22 protein-coding genes are annotated in these 24,072 nt (G+C 29.6%); 14 read left to right on the top strand and 8 right to left on the bottom strand.

Translation table 11 applies throughout. The features are described from left to right. Window positions 1-34: 34 nt before the first annotated feature. Window positions 35-637, bottom strand: coding sequence for a hypothetical protein (locus tag BR69_RS0102130; protein ID WP_027631704.1), 603 nt, complete (start codon window positions 635-637; stop codon window positions 35-37). A gap of 61 nt (window positions 638-698) precedes the next feature. Further along, window positions 699-2,039 (bottom strand): aminotransferase-like domain-containing protein, encoded by a 1,341-nt coding sequence (locus BR69_RS0102125; protein WP_027631703.1) that lies wholly within the window; start codon window positions 2,037-2,039, stop codon window positions 699-701. Between the two features lie 442 nt (window positions 2,040-2,481). Here BR69_RS0102125 and BR69_RS0102120 point away from each other — a divergent pair, with 442 nt between their 5' ends. Continuing rightward, a complete protein-coding gene (locus BR69_RS0102120) occupies window positions 2,482-3,822 on the top strand; it encodes a 6-phospho-beta-glucosidase (RefSeq protein ID WP_027631702.1) in 1,341 nt (446 codons plus the stop codon). A gap of 330 nt (window positions 3,823-4,152) precedes the next feature. Here BR69_RS0102120 and BR69_RS19705 read toward each other — a convergent pair whose 3' ends face one another. Continuing rightward, window positions 4,153-4,629, bottom strand: a complete 477-nt coding sequence (locus BR69_RS19705; protein ID WP_034849093.1) for a threonine/serine exporter family protein — start codon at window positions 4,627-4,629, stop codon at window positions 4,153-4,155. A 2-nt stretch (window positions 4,630-4,631) separates the two neighbouring features. Then, window positions 4,632-5,399, bottom strand: a complete 768-nt coding sequence (locus BR69_RS0102110; protein ID WP_027631701.1) for a threonine/serine exporter family protein — start codon at window positions 5,397-5,399, stop codon at window positions 4,632-4,634. A gap of 307 nt (window positions 5,400-5,706) precedes the next feature. On the opposite strand from BR69_RS0102110, the gene BR69_RS0102105 reads away from it, so the two are divergent. Both BR69_RS0102105 and BR69_RS0102100 read left to right on the top strand, forming a co-directional pair. Continuing rightward, window positions 5,707-6,252, top strand: coding sequence for an HD domain-containing protein (locus BR69_RS0102105; protein WP_034849090.1), 546 nt, complete (start codon window positions 5,707-5,709; stop codon window positions 6,250-6,252). Window positions 6,253-6,686: 434 nt separating this feature from the next. Beyond that, window positions 6,687-6,893 (top strand): hypothetical protein, encoded by a 207-nt coding sequence (locus tag BR69_RS0102100; RefSeq protein ID WP_027631699.1) that lies wholly within the window; start codon window positions 6,687-6,689, stop codon window positions 6,891-6,893. 67 nt (window positions 6,894-6,960) lie between these two features. On the opposite strand, the gene BR69_RS0102095 is transcribed toward BR69_RS0102100, so the two are convergent. Then, window positions 6,961-7,905: an ABC transporter substrate-binding protein gene (locus BR69_RS0102095; protein ID WP_027631698.1), complete on the bottom strand. Its 945-nt coding sequence runs from the start codon at window positions 7,903-7,905 to the stop codon at window positions 6,961-6,963. Window positions 7,906-8,042: 137 nt separating this feature from the next. On the opposite strand from BR69_RS0102095, the gene BR69_RS0102090 reads away from it, so the two are divergent. The 6 genes from BR69_RS0102090 (at window position 8,043) to BR69_RS0102065 (ending at window position 14,812) form a co-directional block, all read left to right on the top strand. Next, a complete protein-coding gene (locus BR69_RS0102090; protein ID WP_027631697.1) occupies window positions 8,043-9,047 on the top strand; it encodes a FecCD family ABC transporter permease in 1,005 nt (334 codons plus the stop codon). Continuing rightward, window positions 9,047-10,075 carry a FecCD family ABC transporter permease gene (locus tag BR69_RS0102085; RefSeq protein WP_027631696.1) on the top strand — a complete coding sequence of 343 codons (1,029 nt, stop codon included), beginning with the start codon at window positions 9,047-9,049 and terminating at the stop codon, window positions 10,073-10,075. Before BR69_RS0102090 ends, BR69_RS0102085 begins: the two co-directional genes overlap by 1 nt. Then, window positions 10,075-10,845, top strand: coding sequence for an ABC transporter ATP-binding protein (locus BR69_RS0102080; protein WP_027631695.1), 771 nt, complete (start codon window positions 10,075-10,077; stop codon window positions 10,843-10,845). The genes BR69_RS0102085 and BR69_RS0102080 overlap by 1 nt, the downstream gene beginning before the upstream one ends. A 360-nt stretch (window positions 10,846-11,205) precedes the next feature. Beyond that, window positions 11,206-12,828 carry a SulP family inorganic anion transporter gene (locus BR69_RS0102075; protein ID WP_027631694.1) on the top strand — a complete coding sequence of 541 codons (1,623 nt, stop codon included), beginning with the start codon at window positions 11,206-11,208 and terminating at the stop codon, window positions 12,826-12,828. Between the two features lie 179 nt (window positions 12,829-13,007). Then, window positions 13,008-13,865, top strand: a complete 858-nt coding sequence (locus BR69_RS19700) for an N-acetylmuramoyl-L-alanine amidase (RefSeq protein WP_051623448.1) — start codon at window positions 13,008-13,010, stop codon at window positions 13,863-13,865. Between the two features lie 545 nt (window positions 13,866-14,410). Next, window positions 14,411-14,812, top strand: coding sequence for a DUF2500 domain-containing protein (locus BR69_RS0102065; RefSeq protein ID WP_242840637.1), 402 nt, complete (start codon window positions 14,411-14,413; stop codon window positions 14,810-14,812). Between the two features lie 158 nt (window positions 14,813-14,970). Here BR69_RS0102065 and BR69_RS0102060 read toward each other — a convergent pair whose 3' ends face one another. Then, entirely contained in the window at window positions 14,971-16,050 is a 1,080-nt protein-coding gene (locus tag BR69_RS0102060) for a YecA family protein (RefSeq protein WP_027631692.1), read from the bottom strand. A gap of 522 nt (window positions 16,051-16,572) precedes the next feature. Here BR69_RS0102060 and BR69_RS0102055 point away from each other — a divergent pair. The 5 genes from BR69_RS0102055 to kdpC all read left to right on the top strand — a co-directional run bounded on the left by BR69_RS0102055 (window position 16,573) and on the right by kdpC (window position 21,917). After that, window positions 16,573-16,950, top strand: a complete 378-nt coding sequence (locus BR69_RS0102055) for a RidA family protein (RefSeq protein ID WP_027631691.1) — start codon at window positions 16,573-16,575, stop codon at window positions 16,948-16,950. A 529-nt stretch (window positions 16,951-17,479) separates the two neighbouring features. Further along, on the top strand, window positions 17,480-17,557 hold the full coding sequence (kdpF, locus tag BR69_RS22425) for a K(+)-transporting ATPase subunit F (protein ID WP_084315201.1): 78 nt from the start codon (window positions 17,480-17,482) through the stop codon (window positions 17,555-17,557). Between the two features lie 27 nt (window positions 17,558-17,584). Continuing rightward, on the top strand, window positions 17,585-19,237 hold the full coding sequence (gene kdpA, locus BR69_RS0102050; protein ID WP_027631690.1) for a potassium-transporting ATPase subunit KdpA: 1,653 nt from the start codon (window positions 17,585-17,587) through the stop codon (window positions 19,235-19,237). Between the two features lie 16 nt (window positions 19,238-19,253). Then, entirely contained in the window at window positions 19,254-21,305 is a 2,052-nt protein-coding gene (gene kdpB / locus BR69_RS0102045) for a potassium-transporting ATPase subunit KdpB (RefSeq protein WP_027631689.1), read from the top strand. Window positions 21,306-21,317: 12 nt separating this feature from the next. Beyond that, window positions 21,318-21,917: a potassium-transporting ATPase subunit KdpC gene (gene kdpC, locus BR69_RS0102040; RefSeq protein WP_027631688.1), complete on the top strand. Its 600-nt coding sequence runs from the start codon at window positions 21,318-21,320 to the stop codon at window positions 21,915-21,917. 305 nt (window positions 21,918-22,222) lie between these two features. Here the strand turns inward: kdpC and BR69_RS0102035 are convergent, their stop codons facing one another. Together BR69_RS0102035 and BR69_RS0102030 are read right to left on the bottom strand one after the other, a co-directional pair. After that, entirely contained in the window at window positions 22,223-23,356 is a 1,134-nt protein-coding gene (locus BR69_RS0102035; RefSeq protein ID WP_027631687.1) for a universal stress protein, read from the bottom strand. 454 nt (window positions 23,357-23,810) lie between these two features. Continuing rightward, window positions 23,811-24,071 (bottom strand): hypothetical protein, encoded by a 261-nt coding sequence (locus BR69_RS0102030; protein WP_027631686.1) that lies wholly within the window; start codon window positions 24,069-24,071, stop codon window positions 23,811-23,813. Window position 24,072 lies beyond the last annotated feature (1 nt).

Below are 24,072 nucleotides of genomic sequence, written 5' to 3'. Positions count from 1 at the left end.
GAAAATCACCACCTAAAGTAAATAATTAAACTCCCTATTCTTCCCCAGCACTAAGGTTTGTACCTGTAAGTGGTTGATAAAACTTTAGTAGTTCAATTACACCAGTCTCTCTTGAAAGCCTACTTAATACAAAGATTCCATTGGAGGTCTCTACAGCATTAGCCTCAAGTTTATGTAGGGCAAGAACTATAAAAAAATTTAATGGAGTAATATTTATAACTTGAGTATAAATAGGAAGAACAGCAGCTGCATTACCATAAACGAAGGTTAAATTAGGTATTGTCTCCATAGTCCTTGGGACATTTTCTTGAAGAGTGTTATGAATAAACTCATTAACTTCTTCACTAGGATGAAAAGTTTCATTCTCATTATAACTACGCTTTCCCCTTTGAATTTCATTTATTATTAATCCTATAATAAAGGTATTTAGACTTATCTCTAAGTTTATAAATGTGGTAGATAAAATTTCTAAATTATCAGTGGTAGTGGTAGAGGAATCAGCAGATGAAGTATCTCTACTAATAGAAGTTGTGGTGATATAACAAAATATTTTATTAGATATATCCTTTTGACCAGTAGTTCTTCTATTAATATTAGGATTAAATGGCCCAAAGTCTGCACGATTAAAGAAACCCATAATAGCCCCTTCCTTATATAGCTTATACCTTTATGATATGCCATAAAAAGTAAAAAGTGAATTATTTTACCGTGGAACTTAAATGATCAATTATTATATCCATACCTTTTTCTATGTCTTCACTATTAGATTTAGCTATGCTAATTCTTACCCCATTTTTTTTATTCTCAAAATAGCAAGAGTCTGTAGAAGATAAAATGACTCCCTTAGATTTTAATGATTTTATAAAGTCAGTATTTTTAATTTTAGTAGGGAGCTCTATATAAGAGTAAAATCCACCTTCTCCACCTAAAGTTTCTATGGAAAGAGAATTAAGTTTAGATAATTTATTATTAAGTACCTTATTACGTTTTATATATTCCTTAGTCAATATATTTATATGCTTCTTTAACAAGTTACTTTTTAAATAAATCTCAAGTGTGGCTTGGGAAACTAAAGAAGCTGAGAAGTAAGAGGAGTAATAAGAAAATTTTCTATATTGATTAAAGGTTGAAAGAAGACTATCGGGCATAACAGTTATACCTATCCTTATCCAAGGAAGAAGTTTAGAAAAACTTTTTAAATATATATGATGGCTATAGTCACCAAAAGAAAATATAGGATCATACTTAGGATCAGTAACAATATCTCCAAAATAATCATCCTCTACTATGTAAACATCATATTTAGATGCAAGATAAGCTATGGACTTTATATAATCTTTTTCATAGGTAGTACCTAAGGGGTTATGAAACCTTGGTACGGTATAGAAAAACTTAATTTTTTCATTTTTAAATATATGTTCTAGCATATTAAGATCAATTCCCTTAGAGGCTCTATCAATACTCATAGAATTTATATCAAAGAACTTTAAATATTGTAGAAAATATTTATAAGTAGGATTTTCAACAAGAACTATATCCTTATTATTTGGAAAGGGCATTGGAGATAATATACTAAGAAGCTGTTGAATACCAAGGTTTAAAAATATATTATTAGGTTTAGTAAATACATGAAATTTGCTAAGATAGCTTGGAATTAGATTTCTAAGGGAGTCAACTCCATAGGTGTTATCATTTAGGGAATTATTGCTATATATATCAACTGCTATATCTAGACTATGTTTAAGGTCAGGAATATTCATATCACCTATATTAGGATTACCTGTAGAAAAATCAATAAATGGAGAATTAGTAGTATTTTTAACTAGGGTATTTTCTAGAACATAATATCCACTTTGAGGGATTGAGTATATTATGTGATTATTTTTTAAGGTTTCTAAGGCTTTTACCACAGTACTTTTACTGCAGTTATATTTGGCAGCTAAAAATCTTATGGAGGGAAGTTTTTTATTAGATTTATAGGTGTTATTTATTATACTCTTTTCTATGTCATCCATAATTTTTTTATATATAAGACTCATGGTATATCACTTCCTTAATTAGTTAAATAATTTTATATATGAATTCACTTTATAGTTTTTTTACATAAACACTTAACTTACCCATTAAAATATAATTGATTTGTTTTGCTTTAGCCAGATGTATAAATTAATTTTAAGACTTAAAATCCTATAATATTCTTATTTCCATAACATATAGTCTTAAGAGAATCGAATATTAGAACTATATGTTTAAGAAGAAAAAAGTTAAACAGTCAAATAGAAATATATATAATAGATAGGTCTCAATAGTACTATTATAGGATATAAAAGAGAAATGTACTAGTACAGTTCATGTTTTAAAATTTGAGTAAAAAAACACCTCTGTATATAATTAAGTCATAGATTAAGAAAAGGTTTTAATAAATGATTAAATATTAGAATGTTTTAAGATTACACTGTTTATATAAAGGAGGATTTAGTTATGAAGGGATTAAAAATTGTAACTATAGGTGGAGGATCAAGTTATACACCAGAGCTTGTGGAAGGTTTTATAAAAAGATATGATGAGCTTCCAGTTAGAGAACTTTGGCTTGTGGATATAAAAGAAGGAGAAGAAAAGCTTAATATAGTTGGAGACCTAGCAAAAAGAATGGTAAAAAAAGCTGGAGTTCCTATGGAAATACACACTACTTTAAATAGACGTGAGGCCTTAAAGGATGCTGATTTCGTAACTACTCAACTTAGAGTTGGTCTTTTAAATGCAAGGATAAAGGATGAGAGGATACCTTTAAGCCATGGATTAATTGGGCAAGAAACCAATGGAGCTGGGGGAATGTTCAAGGCTCTTAGAACTATACCAGTTATTTTAGATATAGATAAAGATATGGCAGAACTTTGTCCGAATGCTTGGCTTATAAACTTCACTAATCCAGCAGGAATGGTTACAGAAGCACTTTTAAGACATGGAAATAATAAAAAGATAATAGGACTTTGTAATGTGCCAATAGGAATGGAAATGGCAGTTGCAAAACTTTTAGATGTGGATCATAGCAGAATAAGAATAGATTTTGCAGGACTTAACCATATGGTATTTGGAAACAACATTTACAAAGATGGAATAAACGTTACAGAAGAGGTTATAAATAAAATAGCTAATGGAGAAATGGGAGGAGTAGTTAAGAATATTAAAGACTTTGATTGGATGCCAGAATTTATCAAAGGACTTAATATAATGCCTTGTCCTTATCATAGATATTACTTCCAAACAAAAGAAATGTTAGAAGATGAATTAAAGGAATTCTCCAAGGGAGAAACAAGGGCAGAGGTAGTTAAAAGATTAGAGGATGATTTATTTGAATTATACAAGGATGAAAACCTTAATGTTAAGCCACCTCAATTAGAAAAAAGAGGAGGAGCTTATTATAGTGATGCAGCATGTAGACTTATAAGCTCTATGTATAATGATAAAAAAGATATTCAACCAGTTAATACTAGAAACAATGGAGCTATTAAAGGAATAGATGAAAATTCAGCTGTAGAAATTAGCTGTATAATAACTAAAGATGGTCCAAAGCCTATACAAGTAGGAGAAATGAATGTTCAGGTTAATGGATTAGTTCAACAAATTAAGTCATTTGAAAGATTAGTTATAGAAGCAGCTGTTACAGGAGACTATAACAAGGCGTTAGTAGCTCTTACTATAAATCCTTTGATACCATCAGATAAAATGGCTAAAATAGTTTTAGATGAATTATTAGTTGCCCATGAAGATTATCTTCCACAATTTAAAGAGGTAATAGAAAAATTAAAAAAGGAAAAATAATATAAGATAAAAACTAAAGTAACTTATTTTAATAGAGTATATAAGTTGTATATAAAGAAAAGCACTAAGAGGGTAATTAAATTTACATACCACCTTAGTGCTTTTTTATTTTTAGATATAGGATTAAAAGCTTTTATAGTGTTTTAGCATAAACTCTTAACTTATTTATTAAAAATATACTTAGTTTCTCTTTCTTTGGATAGATGTATAAATTAAGTTTAAAACTTAAAATCCTATATATAGATTTAATATTCAAACCTAAAATACTATAAATATATTTGTATATTACATATAAATGCTAAAAAATTTTATTGTTAAAACTTTCTAGTACTATTTATTTTTAAAATCCATTAAAAGCTTTTTAAGCTTTGTAGCTCTTATAAGCTTTTTAGCAGAGAAAAATATTTTAAGCAAAGTAGATACAACAATTATTCCAAAGGCTAAACTCCCTGCACAAGCTAAGGTATCCATGGTCATATAAAGAGCTGTACTTGCATTACCATCCACAGCTTCATACATGGTATAATACATGGCACCACCTGGTACTAAAGGTATAAGTGCAGATATTATAAATGTTGTAACAGGAGCTTTATACACCCTGGCACAGGTCTCAGAGTATACACTTATTATTAAAGAGGAGATAAACATGGAAGTAACTTTAGTAAGTCCATGGCCTAGAAAAAATTTATAAGAAAGCCATCCAAGGGCTCCTCCTATGGAGGCTATAATAAGATTTTTTCCACGAATATTAAATATTATAGCTATTGCTAAAGTACCTACAGCAGCTGCTAGAGTTTCTATGAACATAATTATATACCCCCAAAAATATTTATCCATATGGTAAATACAAAACCAGTACCCACAGCTATAGATATAGCAATAAGGAAGGCTTCAGCAGCCCTAGTTAATCCAGAGAGTAAGTCCCCAGATATTGTATCTCTTATGGCATTCGTTATTACAAGGCCAGGAACTAAAAGCATTATAGAACCTATGGTTACCTTATCTACATGATCCCCAAGGCCTAAGTTTACAGATACTATGGCTAAAAAAGCTCCAAGAGCGCCACTTAAGGCATTCATGAAAAAACCATTTATGGATAATAAGCCCCCAACATATCCCAATATACTTACAAATATACCTATGAAAAAGGTGCATATAAAATCTTTTAGATTACTTCCAAATAATACGGAAAAGCATGCAGCAGCCACAGCCCCTGATAATGTCCTTACAAGACCACTATATCCCTTTGTATTACTAATGATCTTTAATTCATCACTTACCTCATCTATTGAATAATTTTTACTTTGAAGAGATCTTGATAAGTTATTTACTTTAGCTACCTTTTCAAGATCCCAAGTTCTTTTTTCTACTCTTTTTACCACAGTATTAGTGGGAAGATTAGATACTTGAGTTGAAATTACTATGCCTCTAGGAATAACTAAAGATTGAATATTATGTAGTCCATAAGCACTACATATTTTACACATGGTTTCTTCAACTCTATAGGTTTCTCCGCCACTTTCAAGCATTATTTCCCCAGCATAGGCAGCAAGGTGAAGAATTTTATCTACATCCATAGCTAAGCCCCCTTATTCTTATGTTTTATGTTTATAATAAGATAATAAACATAAAGAATATAAAAGTTCAAGAAAAATATTTTAAATAAAGTAAAATTATTAAAATATATATGAATTCATAATTTTAATTTCATTTTTCGTAAATAATACTTATGGTATTAACTAATTTTAAGTGAGGATTTATAGACAATTAATAAGAATTTTCCATAAATAAGTGTTATAATTATAAAGGTAGAAATATTAAACCAAGGATAAAATATTTTAAAGTTTAATTAGTTAATTTTTCTAGAATAAGGATGGTGACATTATGGACAGAGGAAATTACATGGTTACATATACAGGAACAAAGTTTTATCCCTTAGATCCTAGAAAGGAAGAGATAAAGGATAAGGATATAAGTCATTCTTTATCTATGCTTTGTAGAGGAAATGGGCACTATAAGCATTTTTATAGTGTAGCTCAACACTCTATATATTGTGCAAGGGAGGCAAAATCTTTAGGATTTTCAAAAAGAGTTCAACTAGCTTGCCTTCTTCATGATGGATCAGAGGCTTATATATCTGATATTACAAGACCGGTAAAGGCTTATTTAGATTCCTATAGAGAGATAGAAGATAAACTTCAAAGTTTAATATATAGGTCCTATGGCTTAGAACTTACAAAGGAAGAACTAAGTGAAATGGCCAAGGTTGATGATATAATTCTTAGCTACGAACTTAAAAATTTATTAACTACAGAAAGCATGCTTAAAACTCAGGATGATGTATCTACAAACTATGATTTAAGTTTAAGAGATATGAAAGATGTGGAAGAAGAGTTTTTAAGACTACTTAAAGAATTAACAGCAGAATAATTATAAAATTAAAATCTCCTTTTAGATTGTAAGAGGCATTAATACTCTTCTTAACTTTCTAGAAGGAGTTTTTTATTTTTTAACAATAGTTATAATACTTTAATAATAAATAAAGAACTAATATTATATTTTAAGTTTAATAGATTTGTTTAGTGATTTCTTTAATCCATGAGTTAATATGTTAAAAGTTATATATAAATAAAAATTAAATTATTATGAAAAAAATTCTAAAACCTTTATTTTAAGGAGTACTATCATCTAATTGTATAGGTTATTATTTTTCCTTAAGGACAAAATAATATAGAAAGATATAATCTTTTTAATTAAATTAATCTTAAATATCCCTAAAGCTTTATAGTTCTTAGTTTTATTCTTAATATAATAAAAGATTAGAATTATAAAGTCTTAATATTAATAATTGAGGAGTGATTTACATGCCATGGAAACAAGGGAAAGTAACCTTAGATGATGGAAGTACTTATAAAGCAGATTTCTTAATTAATGAAAATAATCAAGTTCTAAATATGAAAGTATATAAAGATGGTAAGGTGCTTAAAGAAATAGATGCTGGAGCCTTCGCAGGGAAGCTAGGAAAAGAACCAGATGAAGTATATCCATATAAAATTCACTTAGAAGGTTAAAATCTAAAATCCCTCTTAAAAGAAATTTTTAAGAGGGATTTTTCTATTAACAAGGAGTATTAAACTTTTATATTTTACCTTCTTTTAAAAGAGCTTCTAAATCATCAAGCATTATATTTGCAGCTTTTATACCACCTGCTGTATTCCAAGTAGTATCATTTACCTTAAATGCTTTATTATTTTTAACTGCACTTAGAGAATTAAATAATGGATCTTCCACCCATTCTTTTTCTCTAGCAAGTCCTTTACCATCACCAATTTCATATGTAAAGTAGAACATTACATCTCCATCAGCTTCCTTTAATCTTTCTTTACCAATTTCATTAACAAATTCTGAGCTTTGCTGAGACTCAGGTCTTGCAAATCCAATCTCTCTAAGAATAGTTCCAGCGAAGGTATCTCCAAGATAAATTCTAGTTTTTCCAGCCATAAATCTAACAAGAGATATTTTAGTGTCTAACTTATCCTTATAAGTTTCTTTAATAGAATTTATTCTATTATCGAAGTCTTTTATAAGCTTATCACCTTCAGCTTCCTTATCTAAGACCTTGGAGTAGAATTTAAAGTTATTTTTCCATTCTCCTCTTAAAGTGTCTGATAATACAGTTGGAGCTATAGAAGTTAATTGCTCATATATCTTTTCATGTCTCATTTTATTTCCTATTATTAAGTCAGGTTTTAAGGCAGCAACAGCCTCTACATTTACACTGGTTTCTTTACCAAGAGGCTTAACCCCTTCTAATTCATTCTTAGTATGATCATACCAGTCACCAGAGAATCCAGTTACAGCCCCTGCTGGCTTAACGCCAAGGGCAAGAAGTGCTTCCGTTCCTTCGTTAGTTAAAATAACTACTTTCTTAGGATCTTTAGGAACATCAGTTTTACCCATAGAATGTTCTATAGATATTGTTTTACTGTTATCAGGTTTATCTGAGGTCTTACCTGAACATCCCATAAGTAAACCAGTAGTCATTACCGTTGCTAAGATAGCAGATACTACTTTTTTTGTCATAAAATATAACCTCCTGTAGTGGTTTATACAAATTTGTTAGTTTATGTAGATTTATTAACAAAAATATGATACCATAAATGAATGAGTTTATCAATTGTTAATAATAATTATTTTCATTTGTTTTGGAGGAAATAGCTATGAATAAATTTTTGAAAAGTAATAGAAATAAGGCTATTGCTCTTTTCTTATTACTAATGGTGGTTTTAATATTATGTTACTTAAGTATTACCAAGGGATTTATTAAAACCTCATATAATATGATTTTAGAAGCCTATAGAAATTTTGACAATTCACAGGACCATATAATTATAAGAAATTCAAGGGTACCAAGAACTTTAAATGCTCTTTTAGTTGGAGGAGCATTAGGAGTTGCAGGATTATTAACTCAAGGTATAACAAGAAATAAGCTAGCATCACCTAGTATATTAGGTATTAATTCAGGAGCGGTGTTTACTCTAGTTCTGGCTATAACCTTCATACCAGATATATCTACTTTAGGCCTTGTATGGGTATCATTTTCAGGAGCATTAATTGCTGCTACTTTAGTATATATATTATCTGGAGGTCTTGGAGGAGATATAAATCCTATGGATTTAACCTTAGGAGGAACAGCACTATCTGCATTACTATTTTCTTTAACCCAAGGAATCCTATATAAAAACGATACCGCTTTAGAGGAAGTTATTTATTGGACCACAGGAGCTGTGGAAGGAAAAAAATTAGAGATTATAGTTAAGTTTATTCCTATTATAGTAATTGTAATAATTTTAACTTTAATCATAGGAAAAAAGCTTAATGTGTTTTCTTTAGGTGAGGAGATGGCAAGGTCTTTAGGAATGAAAACATTGTATCTAAAGATGGTTATTATAGTAATAATATCTGTACTTTCAGGTATATCTGTAGCATTAGCGGGTCCTATAGCCTTTGTTGGTCTTGTAACCCCTCATATAGTAAAGAAGCTTATAGGGACAGACTATAGATGGCTTATACCATTTTCTATATTAACAGGTTCTTCAATATTATTAATGGCAGATATACTGTCAAGATTTATAATATATCCAAAGGAGGTTCCAGTTGGAGCATTAACTGCACTAATAGGTGGACCATTCTTTATATATGTGGCTAAAAGGAGGGATAATTAGTGATTAATATAAGTAAGAAAACTCTTAAACTAAGTGGTATTTTACTAGTTATAACTTTATTAATAATGCTACTATCCCTAGGAGTGGGGGAGGTAATGGTAAGCCCCCTAGAAGTCTTTAAGAGTATAATAGGTGCAGATAAAGGTTTTTCCTCTGTTTTAGTTAGAAATATAAGATTACCAAGGGTGTTAGTGGCTTTCTTTGTAGGGTCATCCCTAGCCTTAGCTGGAGCTATATTACAAGGGGTGGTTAAAAACCCTTTAGCATCTCCTAATATATTAGGAATAGTAGATGGAGGAGCAGTAGGAGCATTAGTATTTTTAACTATATTTACAGATCCTAAAAATAATTCTCTAAAAACTTCCATATTATATATGCCAGTATTCACTTTTGTATTTTCTTTTTTAGCTTTAATATTTATATATTTTATTGCAGGAAAATCTTCTTCAACAAATAAGCTTATTATAATAGGAATAGGGGTTTCTGCTATCTTTAAAGCTTTAACTAATATTCTTATTGTAAATGGACCAGTGGTATTTATAAAGGAAGCTAGCACTTGGATAACTGGAAGTATATATGGAGCTAATTGGACTCATGCCTTATTAATTTCAATATGGTTTACCCTATTTGTTTTAATAACTGTAATATTTATAAAAGATTTAAATTTACATCAACTAGATGATGAAGTTATAACAATCCTTGGAAATAATGTGGGGAAAAGTAGATTGATTCTTTTAAGTATTTCTGCAGCCTTAACTGCTGGAGCAGTAAGTATTGGAGGAGGAATATCTTTTGTGGGGTTAATAGCACCTCATATAGCTAGAAGACTAGTAGATTCAAAATTTGAAAATATAATTCCACTGTCTATATTTATAGGAGGAATTATAACATTACTAGCTGATTTTGCTTCTAAATGGTTATTTTATCCACAGGATCTACCCATAGGTATATTTACAGCAGTCATAGGGGCACCTTACTTTATATATCTTTTAGTTAAAAATAGAAAGTACTCAAAGGGGAGAGCATAATGATAAAATCAAATAACTTAAAATTATGTTATGGTGAAAAAACTATATTAAATGATATTAATTTAGAGATAGAACAGGGGAAAATTACAGCTTTAATTGGTGCCAATGGATGCGGAAAGTCTACTTTAATTAAGTCTATGGCAAGGATACTTACTCCTAAGAATGGAAATGTACTTATGGAGGAAAAGGATATATTTAAAATGTCTTCAAAAGATGTAGCAAAGATTCTAGCAATGCTTCCCCAAAGTAGCTCTGCACCAGAAGACTTAACCATATATGATTTAGTAAAGCAAGGAAGATATCCTTATCATAATTTATTGTCATTTTGGAGTAAGAAGGATGAGGAGATAGTAGAAGAGTCCCTTAAGAAAATGGGACTTATAAATGAAAAAGATGAGAAGTTAGGTAACCTTTCTGGTGGACAAAGACAAAGAGCGTGGATTGCTTTAGCTTTAGCCCAAGATACAGAAATTATACTTTTAGACGAACCTACAAATCATTTGGATATAAAATATCAGTTAGAAATTTTAAACCTATTAAAGGATTTAAATGAAAAGGAAGAGAGGACTATAGTCATGGTTCTTCATGATATAAATCATGCATTGAAATATGCCCATAATATAATAGCATTAAAAGATGGTGAGATATTTGCAAAAGGTCATAAGGATAGTATTGTAGATGAGAACCTTATAAAAGAAGTATTTGATGTAAAATGCAGACTTATTGATTCACCAGTAGATAAATGTAAGATGTGTGTTCCTTTTTTATAGAAACCCTAAGCCCTATACCAATAGGATTATTGGTATAGGGCTATTTTTATAAATATTTAAGTTTTAATTTTTTAGTAATAGTATAGAACTATGTTTATTGGCTTTAAATAATTCTTTTTTAATAATAGATTAAACACTAATTTAATTTATTATTTTTTAACCAATCTGTTATTGCTAAGGCTAACTTTTTCAATTCATCAACATTTAAAGTATTTATATCCTGATTTAGCTTATGATCTAAAGATATTTTAGATTGAGTCCAAGGCAATCTATATTAATAATGAAAGTTAAAAATTTGACGAACATATTAATAAAATGTATGCTTTTCTAGGGGATAAAATTAATTTAGGAGTGATTACAATGAAACCAAAGTTATTAAAAATCTTTGAAAGAAGGGAGTTTACAAAGGAAAACATCTTAAAAGATATAGTTGCAGGGATAATAGTTGCCATTATAGCACTGCCATTATCAGTGGCTCTTGGAATTTCTTCAGGAGTATCACCAGAGAAAGGCCTTATAACGGCCATAATTGCAGGATTTATTATTTCATTTTTAGGTGGTAGCAGGGTACAGATAGGTGGACCTACAGGAGCCTTTGTGGTTATTGTCTATGGTATTATTGAAAACTATGGCATAGAAGGGCTTATAATCTCCACAATTATGGCTGGAGTTATACTTGTTATCTTTGGCGTTTTAAAGCTTGGAAGCATAATAAAATTTGTACCCTATCCTATAACAGTAGGATTTACTTCAGGAATAGCAATAACTCTTCTTTCAACTCAAATAAAAGATTTTTTAGGATTAAATATTACAAAGGTTCCAGCAGAATTTATTCCAAAGTGGACTGAATATATAAAGCATATGGATACCTTTAGCTTGGCTAGTTTTTTAGTAGGGATTGGTTCTTTAATCATAATGATTATTTGGCCTAAAATAAATAAAACCATACCTGGATCTTTAGTTGCTTTAATTATAGCTACCTTAGTAGTTAACATATTTAACTTACCAGTTGATACAATAGGAAGTAGATACAATGAAATATCTGCATCTATTCCCATGCCTTCAATACCTAATATAAATCTTAGTACCATAAAACATTTAATTAATCCCGCTATGACCATTGCTATATTAGCTGCCATAGAGTCCTTGCTTTCAGCTGTAGTAGCTGATGGGATGATAGGAGGAAAGCATGATTCTAATATGGAGCTTATAGCTCAAGGAATTGGTAATATAGCTTCAGGACTATTTGGAGGAATACCAGCTACAGGAGCCATAGCAAGAACTGCTGCCAATGTGAAAAATGGGGGTAGAAGTCCTATTTCAGGGATTGTACATGCAATAACTTTATTTTTAATTATGATATTATTTATGCCTCTTGCAAAGCTTATACCAATGACTACCTTGGCTGCTATATTAATAATAGTTTCTTATAATATGGGGGAGTGGAAGACTTTTTATTCTCTCTTAAAAGCACCTAAAAGTGATGTAATAATTCTATTATTAACCTTCTTTTTAACTGTAATATTTGATTTAGTTGTAGCAATTGAAATTGGTATGATTTTAGCCATGTTCTTATTTATGAAGAGGGTAGCAGATACAACTAAAATAAAAAATATGTCCATAAATGAATATAATAATGATGAAAATATAAGGGAAGAGGTCTTAGGGGAAAATATACTATTATATGAAATAAGTGGGCCATTTTTCTTTGGAGTGGTTAATAGGTTTATGGAAGTGATGAAGGAGATAAGTTCTCACCATGAAATTCTTATAATTGATATGAGAAACTCTAATGCTATAGACTCAACAGCTCTAGATGCCTTAGAAAAAGTAAATAGAACATGTAAAAAGAATAACGTTAAGTTATTACTTGTAGGAATACAGGAACAGCCTAAGAAGGTTTTAAAGTCTATGGGGTTTATAGATTTAATAGGAAAGAATGCTGTGTTTAGCAGCAAAAAAGAAGCTTTAGCATCATTATAATAAAAATAAGAAACCTAGCATTAATTAAGTTTTACTATAAACATTAAGATATTAGCAATTATCTTTTAATAATAACCTAAAATAAATTTGATAAAAAACAACAAATATTATATGATATTATATATGAATTACCATTAAATGCTTATTTTGTTGGGAAAATTTTATTTTAGGAGGTAATTGTGAAAAAAATACAAATAAAAATCTTAACAGCAGCTGTAGCTGCCACTGCATTAATACCTAATATAACTGTAGAGGCAAGAACAAATAATAGACAAGTATCATCTATTAATGAAGGAATAAGTTATGGGGCTAATATAAACGGCATAAGAATAAAGAAGGAACTTATAAATAAAAATTATTCTAAAGGAGTTTATACTTCACCTTCATATATAGTTATTCATGATACTGACAACAGAGCTACAGGAGCAAATGCAAAAGCAAATAGAGATTATTTTGCAAATCACAATCATGCTAAAGCTTCAGCCCATTATGTGGTTGATGAAAGTAACATTGTACAAGCCCTAGAAGATAATTGGCTTGGATGGCATGCGGGGGAGAGGAATAATCCTTTAGTTGGTAATAGAAACTCTATAGCTATAGAGCTTTGTGTAAACAAGGATAATGATTTTAATAAAACTCTTAAAAATGGGATAGAACTTACTAAATACCTAATGGAAAAGTACAATATACCAGCAGAAAATGTTATAAGACACCATGATGTAACAGGAAAGATTTGCCCAAGAATAATGATGAGAGACTATCCAGGAACTTGGACCTATTTTAAAGCATCAATATCTAATGGGACTTATAATGCAAAAGAAAATTCCGTGAAAAATTCTGATGGAAGAATAAGAAGTGTAGATACTAATGTTAATATTAGAAAAGGACCATCATTAAATAATTCTGTTCAAGGATATGCCTTAAGTGGACAAAAGGTTAAGGTTGTTTCTAAGAACGATGGGTGGTATAAGGTACAATACAATACTTATTCAGGTATAAGAACAGGATATATTAGTGAGGACTTTGTGGTTATTTAGGAACTTAAGAATATGTAAAGTTAATAGTATTAGTAACATATTTTCTAAGGTTTATTATATATAAGTAGATTTATTACTATTCTAAGGTTAATTTATATGGGATAGTAGTTTTGTAAAGAAATATTGATAAAAACATAAGGATAAGGTAAACACCTTCCATATTTAATTTGAATATGGAAGGTGTTTATTTACTATAGACATATACATTAAAATATAAACCTATACAAAAGTTTCTACTGTTAGTGAAGAAAACTTTTGTATAGGTTTATGTTAAATCATGGATATACATAGGAGAATAGTTTATTTTTCTTATATGATTTAAGCAGATAATAGGCTTAAAAAGAAATTATAAGGTAGGGTTATTACTTAATAGGTCCATTATTAGAATAATAGTGACTCCTATATTAGTATCTTAAGGGAGGAACTAAGATGGAACATTAGGCTTTTAAGGTATATAGAAAATTATATTTAAGCATAGATAATAAGAACTATAGAGAGAGAAGGGGATATAATATAATAAGAATTAATATATTAGGAGATATGTTATGAATAGCGTAGAAATGTTTAACAATATCTTTAATTTTGGAATGGGTGTAACTATGTTTAATTTTATCTTTACTATATTTTTTTTAGTTTTTCTTATAATTCTTCTTATAGCTATAGTTAAAGGGGTTAAGCAGTGGACTTATAATAACAATCAACCTGTATTAATAGTATATGGAAGGGTAGTTTCAAAAAGGTTAAGTGTAAATCATGGAACTCATCATAGTGGGGAGATAAATAATACCAGTACTTCAACTAATTATTATGTGACCTTTCAAGTAGAAAGTGGAGATAGAATAGAGTTTTCAATTAAGGGTATAGAGTATGGACTTTTATCTGAAGGAGACTATGGAAAATTAAAATTTCAAGGGACAAGATACTTAGGATTTGAAAGAGAAAGTTAAGAAAGTTAAGAAATTTATATTATAATAAAATAAGACTTTATTACTAAAAAATGGTTAACTTAGTAATAAAGTCTTATTTTTGTATATAAGTTATATAACAAATAATTTAATATAATTATTTACTTAAGTAACAATTAAAAAATCTTTATAGAAGTACTCTAATTGCCACAACATTTCTTGTATTTTTTACCACTACCACAAGGACAAGGATCATTTCTACCTATCTTATTTGATAAAGCCATGGTAGGAGTTGATGATATATTATATATATCATTGTTACTATATCCTTTTAAAACCCATAGGGAAGAATTATTCATTAAGTCCTTTATATATGGAGTAAGTAGAACCATTTCCCCTTCATTTTTAAAGTGAAGGTATGTATTAAGATAGTTTAATATAGTTGGGAGATTAAAACTATTCTTAACCCAAATTATACATCTATTTACCACATTCTCAATATCTTTTTCACATAATTCTAGATTAGAGCATAAATAAGTATAGAATTTATTTTCGTAATAATTCCAAGCATTCTTTCCTTCTTCACTAGAAATTAAAATTTCATTTATATCTAAAGGTTTATAAGAAATAGAAGATTTTTTTTCTTGCTCATTCCATAAGGACTCAATATTAAATATTCCACTATGGCATAACAAATCTTCTCTAATTTTTAAATCATCATATCTTTTAGCATAATTAGTTAAAAATATTTTTAATGAATCTTTGTCCAAATTCATACCAAGATTTACAGTTAATATGTTAATCATATGATCAAAACTTATAATACCATAATGATAAAGACATCCTTTAATTAAAGTTAAAGTTTTATTATTAAGTAGTATTACTTCTTCATTATTAGAATCAGCTAAAATGTCTTTAATAATTGATAAGTAGTCGCTAGGTATAACTAGAGAGTTTTTATCATTTATTAAAGATGGGAAGGCTAAACCAAGAGTTTTTAAAGCCTTTAATATATTTGTGTTATTTTCATCATAATAATATATACCTTCATTACATAGAGCCTCTTTAATTAAGCATAATTCTTCGGTATTTAAACAATTTAAGAAGATATTTTTTAGGTTGTCCTTAATATATTCTGAAATCTTTTTTGCAAGATCAGCTTTTTTTAAGGAGCTTGCACCTTGAATTGAATAATACCTTCTTGTTTCATCAAGTTCATTTTTAGTATAAGATACTAATATTTCTGTACTTAGGTTTTTTCCTTTAAAATCTTTAAACAATGACCTTAGCTCCTTTTCAATTTTTTCAAATTTGTTCCATCACCGTTACAAAAAAATATCACTTAATAAGTTTAATTCATATTAGGGATATTTTCAACCTTGATTTAAGGTTATTCCAATAATTGTAAAATGATTAAACTATGTTATATTGAAAAAGCTCTATTTTCTATAAAAATAAGATATTAATAGTAGTTTTTTTAGAATTAACATGATTTTCAAAGAGATTTGTTTAATTGTACAATATTCTTTAGGAAATATGTTAACTTTTACAAAATTATCATATATTCTATTGTAAAAAAACCTTAGGTGGTATTATAATTGTAATGAGGCAATTATAAGAAAATAACTGTTACCATAGGATTTTATAGCATAGGTAAATATAAACTGAATTTATATTTAGTTGTATTATGGGATTTAAGCCTTACTATGAACTAAAATATTCTAGGGGAAATAGTAATGTTTTTTTAGAGCCTAGTATTAAATATAGATAAATAATACATACATTACAGGGGGTATTGTAACATGGAAAAATTAGTAATATCAACAAAAAATGCACCAGGAGCTATAGGACCATATTCTCAAGCTATAAAAATAGGTGAGTTAGTTTACACTTCAGGTCAACTTCCAGTAGATCCAGAAACAGGAGCTTTTTCTGATGATGTAAAAGAGCAAGCTAGACAATCTTTAGCAAACGTTAAGGCTATATTAGAAGAGGCTGGAACAACTATGAATAAGGTAGTTAAGACTACAGTATTCATAAAGGATATGAATGATTTTGCTGCAATAAATGAGGTCTATGCTCAATTCTTCGCAGAGCCATTCCCAGCAAGAAGCTGTGTAGAGGTTGCTAGATTACCTAAGGATGTTAAGGTTGAAATAGAAGTAATAGCTTTAGCATAATATAATATGTAAAATGCATCTATGAATATCATAGATGCATTTTTTATATTTATCTGATGGCTATAAGCTTTAACACCCACATCCTCTTATATAAATTAAACTTACTTATCAAAAAATATTAGGAGCTTAAACTAGTAGTTTTACTTCTTTAAAAATTAGATAGGTTAATATATGAAAATCACTATAAATTCAATAAGAGTTTATAGTGATTTTTATTATTAGAACATAAATAAATTTAATTATGAAAAATATGAGCTAATTCTATAAGGATTAAACTTCTGAAACTGCATATAAAACGCTTACTAAGCTTAATTCATAGAAATATAATTCTACTTCAAAATAAATATAAGTCAACTTAGAAACCTTAAGGAAAACAAAGAATCTTTTCGATTCAATGGGAATAAAATCAATAGTTTATTTTAATAATGATTAATAGGGAGATTAACATTCTAATTAATAATTAGCTGAATTTTAAATTTCTTCCTAAGGATACTATAATCATATTAGTCATCAGAAGGGAGGGGATTTAATGATTTTTATAGGAATTCTGGTGCTTTTAATATTAGGGTATTTATTCTATGCACTAATATATCCAGAAAGGTTTTAAATGTGGATTTAGGGAGGATTATTTATTATGAATGTACTACAAATGGGAATTGTAATTGGGATGTTTATAGCCTTAAGTGTAATTTGTGGAAGATATATATACAAAGTTATATTTTTTAAGGAAAGTAAATTAGATAAAGTTTTTAAGTATATTGAAGAGCCTATATATAGAATTTTAAAAATAGATATTAATGAAAAAAGTACATGGAAAAAGTATGGGTGTCTTATTTTAGTATCTAATATTGTAATGATGGTTTTATGTTATTTAATTTTAAGAGGACAAAATTATTTAATGGGAAATCCTAATGGAGTAGGGGCTCTTCCTAGAGATTTATCAATAAATACAGTGGTTAGTTTTATGACTAATACAAATCTTCAGGATTATGCAGGTGAAACTGCATTGTCTAACCTATCTCAAATGTTAGTTATAACTTTTTTAATGTTTACTTCAGCAGCTACAGGTTTTAGTGTTGCAGGGGCTTTTATGAGAGCTATAGCTAGGGATGAAAGAGGAATAGGGAACTTTTTTGTGGATATGACAAGAGTAATAGTTAGAATACTAATACCTTTCTCAGTAGTTGTATCCCTATTATTAATCACCCAAGGAGTGCCTCAAACACTTAAGGGAGCAGAAGTTATAAATACTTTAGAAAATAAAAAACAGGTTATTGCATTAGGACCAGTAGCTTCACTAGAAGCAATTAAGCATATAGGAACTAATGGAGGAGGATTCTTCAGTGGTAACTCAGCTCACCCTTTTGAAAATCCAACTCCACTAAGTAATGTGATTGAAATGCTATCAATGATGCTTATACCAGGTAGCTTTGTATATGCCTTAGGGCTAGGACTTAAAAATAAAAAACAGGGATGGACATTGTTTATAGCCTTATTAGTGTTATTTATAGGTGGACTAGCTGTGTGTTATATAAGTGAAAGCTCTTATGGATTAGTTGGGAACATGGAAGGAAAAGAGCTTAGATTTGGAATAACAGGATCATCCTTATTTACTGCAGTAACTACAGCATTCACTACAGGGTCTGTTAACAATATGCATGATTCTTTAACTCCACTTGGTGGAATGGTCGCCATGTTTAATATGATGCTTAATGTGGTATTTGGAGGTAAGGGAGTAGGATTTATGGGAACCATAATGTATGCAATAATAACTGTATTTATTTGTGGGCTTATGGTTGGAAGAACTCCAGAATTTTTAGGTAAAAAGATAGAGGCAAAGGAAATTAAATTATTATCCTTAGCTCTTCTTATACACCCTATATTAATCCTTATACCATCAGCCTTAGCTTTAAATATACCTCAGGGAGCAGAAAGTATAAGTAATGGCTCTTATCATGGAATATCTCAGGTTGTATATCAATTTGCATCAAGTGCTGCTAATAATGGCTCAGGATTTGAGGGCCTAGTTGATAATACTTTATTTTGGAATCTATCTACTTCAGTAGTAATGTTCTTAGGAAGGTATTTATCTATGATAATACTTCTTGCAGTGGCTGCATCTATGGCTAAGAAAAAGACCTTAAGAGAAACTGATGGAACTTTTAGAACTGATAATGGAACCTTTGGGGTAATATTTATTGGAATAATTTTAATAGTGGGAGCATTAACATTTTTACCAGTACTAGCTTTAGGACCTATTGCAGAACACTTAAGCTTAGGACTATAGAAAGGAGTTAAGTATTATGAGAGAAAAATCTAGTAGTTTTATTTCAAATGATATATTAAAAAATGCAATAGTAGAATCTTTTAAAAAATTGAATCCTAAATCTATGGTTAAGAATCCTGTAATGTTTATAGTTGAAATATGTTTTTTATTAACCCTTGGATTAAGTTTATATCCAGAAGCTTTTACTAAGGTTAATGAGGTTTCAAGAGGTTATAACATTATAGTTTCTATAATATTATTTTTAACAGTACTTTTTAGTAATTTTGCAGAAGCTGTGGCAGAAGGAAGAGGTAAGGCTCAAGCTGAAAGTATGAAGAAGACGAGAAAGGATACTAAAGCAAAGCTTTTAAATAGTGATGGAACCTTTACTATAGTAAGTTCCAGTGAGGTTAGAAAAGGAGATATTGTATTAGCGGAGGTAGGAGATATCATCCCTAATGATGGGGAGGTAATAGAAGGACTTGCATCTGTAGATGAGTCTGCAATAACAGGTGAATCTGCTCCAGTTATGAAGGAAGCAGGAGGGGATTTTAGCTCTGTTACTGGAGGAACAAGGGTGGTAAGTGATCACTTAAAAATTAGAATAACAGCAGTACCAGGAGAATCTTTTTTAGATAAGATGATAACCTTAGTTGAAGGGGCTAAAAGACAGAAAACTCCTAATGAATTAGCTTTAAGTACATTACTTGTAAGTTTAACTATAATCTTTGTAATTGTTATAGCTACACTATATCCTATAGCCTTATATTTAAATATAGAAATTTCCATATCAACCTTAGTAGCATTGCTTGTGTGCTTAATTCCAACAACTATTGGAGGGTTATTATCAGCCATAGGAATTGCAGGGATGGATAGGGTTACAAGATTCAATGTTATAGCTATGTCTGGTAAAGCAGTAGAAGCTTGTGGTGACGTAGATACTATGATATTAGATAAGACAGGAACAATAACCTATGGAAATAGAATGGCTAATGAATTCTATGAAGTTAGTTGCCATAGCAAAGAAGATATATCTAGGTATGCATTAATATCTTCCTTAAAGGATGAAACTCCTGAGGGAAGATCTGTGGTAGAACTATGTAATAAAAGAAATATTATTAATAAAGAAGACTATGAAGATAGTGAATTTATAGAGTTTACAGCTCAAACAAAAATGAGTGGTCTTAATCTTAAAAATGGAATTAAGATAAGAAAGGGAGCAGCAGAGGCTGTAAAAGCTTTTGTAAGAAATCTTGGAGGAAATGTGCCAGAGGATTTAGATAATATAGTTAATAATATATCTAAACTTGGAGGAACTCCTTTAGCAGTAGCAGTTGACAAGGATATTTATGGAGTTATATATCTTAAGGACACAGTGAAACCAGGGTTAGTTGAAAGGTTTGAAAGATTAAGAAGTATGGGTATTAAAACCATAATGTGTACAGGAGATAATCCTCTTACAGCAGAGACTATAGCAAGGGAAGCTGGGGTAGATGACTTTATAGCTGAATGTACTCCAGAAGATAAGATAGATGTTATAAAAAAGGAGCAGATAGAAGGAAAAATAGTTGCAATGACAGGAGATGGAACTAACGATGCTCCAGCCCTTGCCCAGGCAGATGTTGGAATAGCAATGAACAGTGGTACAGTATCAGCAAAAGAAGCAGCAAATATGGTGGATTTAGATTCAGATCCAACTAAAATATTAGAGGTGGTAGAAATAGGAAAACAACTTCTAATAACAAGAGGAGCTTTAACTACCTTTAGTATATCAAATGATATAGCAAAATATTTTGCCATAATACCAGCTATATTTGCAGCAGCTATTCCTAACATGAGTTTACTCAATATTATGGGATTAAAAACACCAAATAGTGCCATAGTATCTGCTTTAATATTTAATGCCTTAATAATACCAGCCCTTATACCTTTGGCTATGAAAGGGGTTAAGTATGTTCCTATGAAGGCAGAAAAACTTCTTATAAAGAACCTTCTTGTATATGGAGTTGGTGGAATTATAGTTCCTTTCCTTGGAATAAAGGTAATAGATATGATGGTTTATCCTATACTTAAGATATTAAATGTTTAGGAGGATAGTAGTATGAAAAAGATTTTACAGTGTTTAAAGTTTACAGTTATATTAATGATTATATGTGGAATATTATATCCTCTATTGGTAACTGGAATAGGACAAGTATTCTTAGGTAATAAATCTAATGGAGGTTTTATAACTGCTGGAGGAGAGAAAGTAGGTTCAGAAAATATAGGACAAGAGTTCACAGAAGATAAATTTTTCAAAGGAAGGGTTTCATCAGTGGGATATAACACAGGAGAGAATGTAGATGAGAAAACTGTGGCATCAGGATCAGAGAATTTAGCTCCTTCTAATGAGAAGTTAAAGAAAAGAATGGATAAAACTTTAGAAGAAATTTTAAAAGAAAACCCTACAATATCTAAGGAAGAGGTTCCAATAGACTTAATAACTAGTAGTGGCTCAGGACTGGATCCACATATATCCCTTAAGGGTGCAGAGATTCAAATTGATAGAGTAAGCACTGCATCAGGTATCTCAAAAGAGAAGCTAAAATCATTTATAGATAAGGTAAAGGAAGGGAAAACTTTAGGAGTTTTAGGAGAGGAAAGAGTGAATGTATTAAAACTTAATATAGAAGTTGCCAAAGAATTAAACCTTATAAGTTAATTTTATAATATTTAAAGACTTTATGATTCTTAGATTTAGAGATTATTTTATATAATATTTAAGGATTATAAATTTCAAGGTTTTAAGGTGAAATGTGAGTTAATGAAAAAACTAAAAACCTAGAAAAAATTAAAAGGCAGTGAATTAAAGAAAATTAATTATAATGATGAGAATAGCTTAAATAGCACAGTTAATTAAATTAGATAGTAAGAAAAAAATATATAAATCCTTTGAGGAGAATTATACTGCAAAACATCTTTAGCCTATATAATATTTAATTAAATATTATATAGGCTATTTTTTATTTACTGAGGAATTATATGAATTTCAGCTTCTTTAACTTCTTTTAGTAATTTATAGACTGTGGAGCCTCTTATGATGGTTTGAATTTTAGATCTATTAGGATGTCCAATTATAATTTGAGTTACATACCTAGAGGAAGCGAAGTTTACTAGTTCATTAGAAACACTTTTTCCTTTAAGTGTTATGGTTTCGGCTCCAAGGTCTTTTGCAAGGATTATATTTTCATTTAAAGATTTAATATCCTTAGAGGAGGGTTTAGGAGCAAGGAAATGAGTACAATCTACATTTACAACCATCCATTGACATTTATATGTTTTAGCTCGTCTTGCCCCTCTTCTTATAAGTCTTTTACAGGCGGGGTTAGAGCTTATACAAACCATAATTCTCTCACAGGTATGCCAGGTTTCTTTAATTCCATGTTGCTTTTTATATTTCTCAAGTTCCTCATCTACTTCTTCTGCTGTCTGGCGAAGGGTTAGCTCCCTAAGGGCATTAAGATTTCCTTTTCTAAAGAAGTTTTTAAGAGCTCTTAAGGCAACATCTCTTTTATATATATCTCCTTGCTTAAGTCTAGCTCTTAGAGCATCTGGACTTATATCAATAACTTCTACCTCGGCAGCATTTTCTATAAGTCTATCAGGTACAGTTTCTCTTATTTTAACACCAGTTATTTTTTCAACAATATCATTAAGACTTTCAAGATGCTGTATATTTAAGGTGGTAACTACATTAATTCCAGCGTCTAAAAGAGTTTCCACATCCTCATATCTCTTTTTGTTAATAGACCCAGGTATATTAGTATGAGGGAGCTCATCTACAAGAATGGTATCTGGTTTTAATGAAATGGCAGCCTCTAAATCAAATTCTTCTAAAAGTTTTCCATTATAATTTATTTTTTTTCTAGGAAGCACTGGTAGGTTTTGAATCTGATATTGGGTTTCTAATCTTCCATGGGTCTCTACAAAGCCTACCAATATATTTTCTTTCTTATTAAAACGTCTATTAGCTTCACTTAACATGGAGTAAGTTTTCCCTACTCCAGGAGCATAACCTAGAAATATTTTTAAATGACCTTTATACTCCTTTTTTACCTTTTCAAGTGCTTCCTCAGGGGTTAGTCTTTTATCTAAATTCAAAGAAATCACATCCTTAATAGTAGATTTTAAAGTTATATTTGTATGGAATCTTACAATTGTATTACTTGTTTGTGATAGGGAAAACATAGGTATTATAAAGTGCTTATTTAAATATATAAATTAGATTTAGTTATAAAGTTATATAAATAGAGTTAACTTAACCTCTTGTGCTAGTTAAATTTAAGTCTATGACTTGTAGCTCCTTGATTTCAGAAATCTATGATTTAAAAGGGGAAATTTTTGCTACTTTAAAACTTAATTATCACACAGATTAACGTAGAGATAATTAAGTTACAGTTACCTAGGGTTAACTTTAGCATGAAACTGTAAATACTTAAATAAGGATGAAGGATAAGCTTTTATTCCATAAAAGCTGTAATTCTAGAAAAAAAAGAACTACAAGAATAAAGGATTAAAAACCTTTAATATTCTTGTAGTTTCTTTGTTTGACTTATTAAAGAAAGTTACTTACAAATAAATCTGTTCCTTCTTTTACCATATAGTTAAAGGATAGTCCAAGAATAAATGCTAATATAGTAAACATTGAGCATTTAATAATCGCCTTATTTAAGGGAATATCTGAATTTATAGTTTTAAGAGACTTTCTTAAAAAAACTATAAATATAATCCAAGGAACAATACTTTCTATAGAAAATATTGGAACAAGTATTAAGAGTAAAGTAAAGATTATATTAGCTAAAACCTTATTATTCATT

Origin of the sequence: Clostridium hydrogeniformans DSM 21757 (genome assembly GCF_000686705.1) — a bacterium.
GTDB classification, from domain to species: Bacteria; Bacillota; Clostridia; order Clostridiales; family Clostridiaceae; genus Clostridium_Z; species Clostridium_Z hydrogeniformans.
This window is presented reverse-complemented; position numbering and strand designations above follow the sequence as displayed.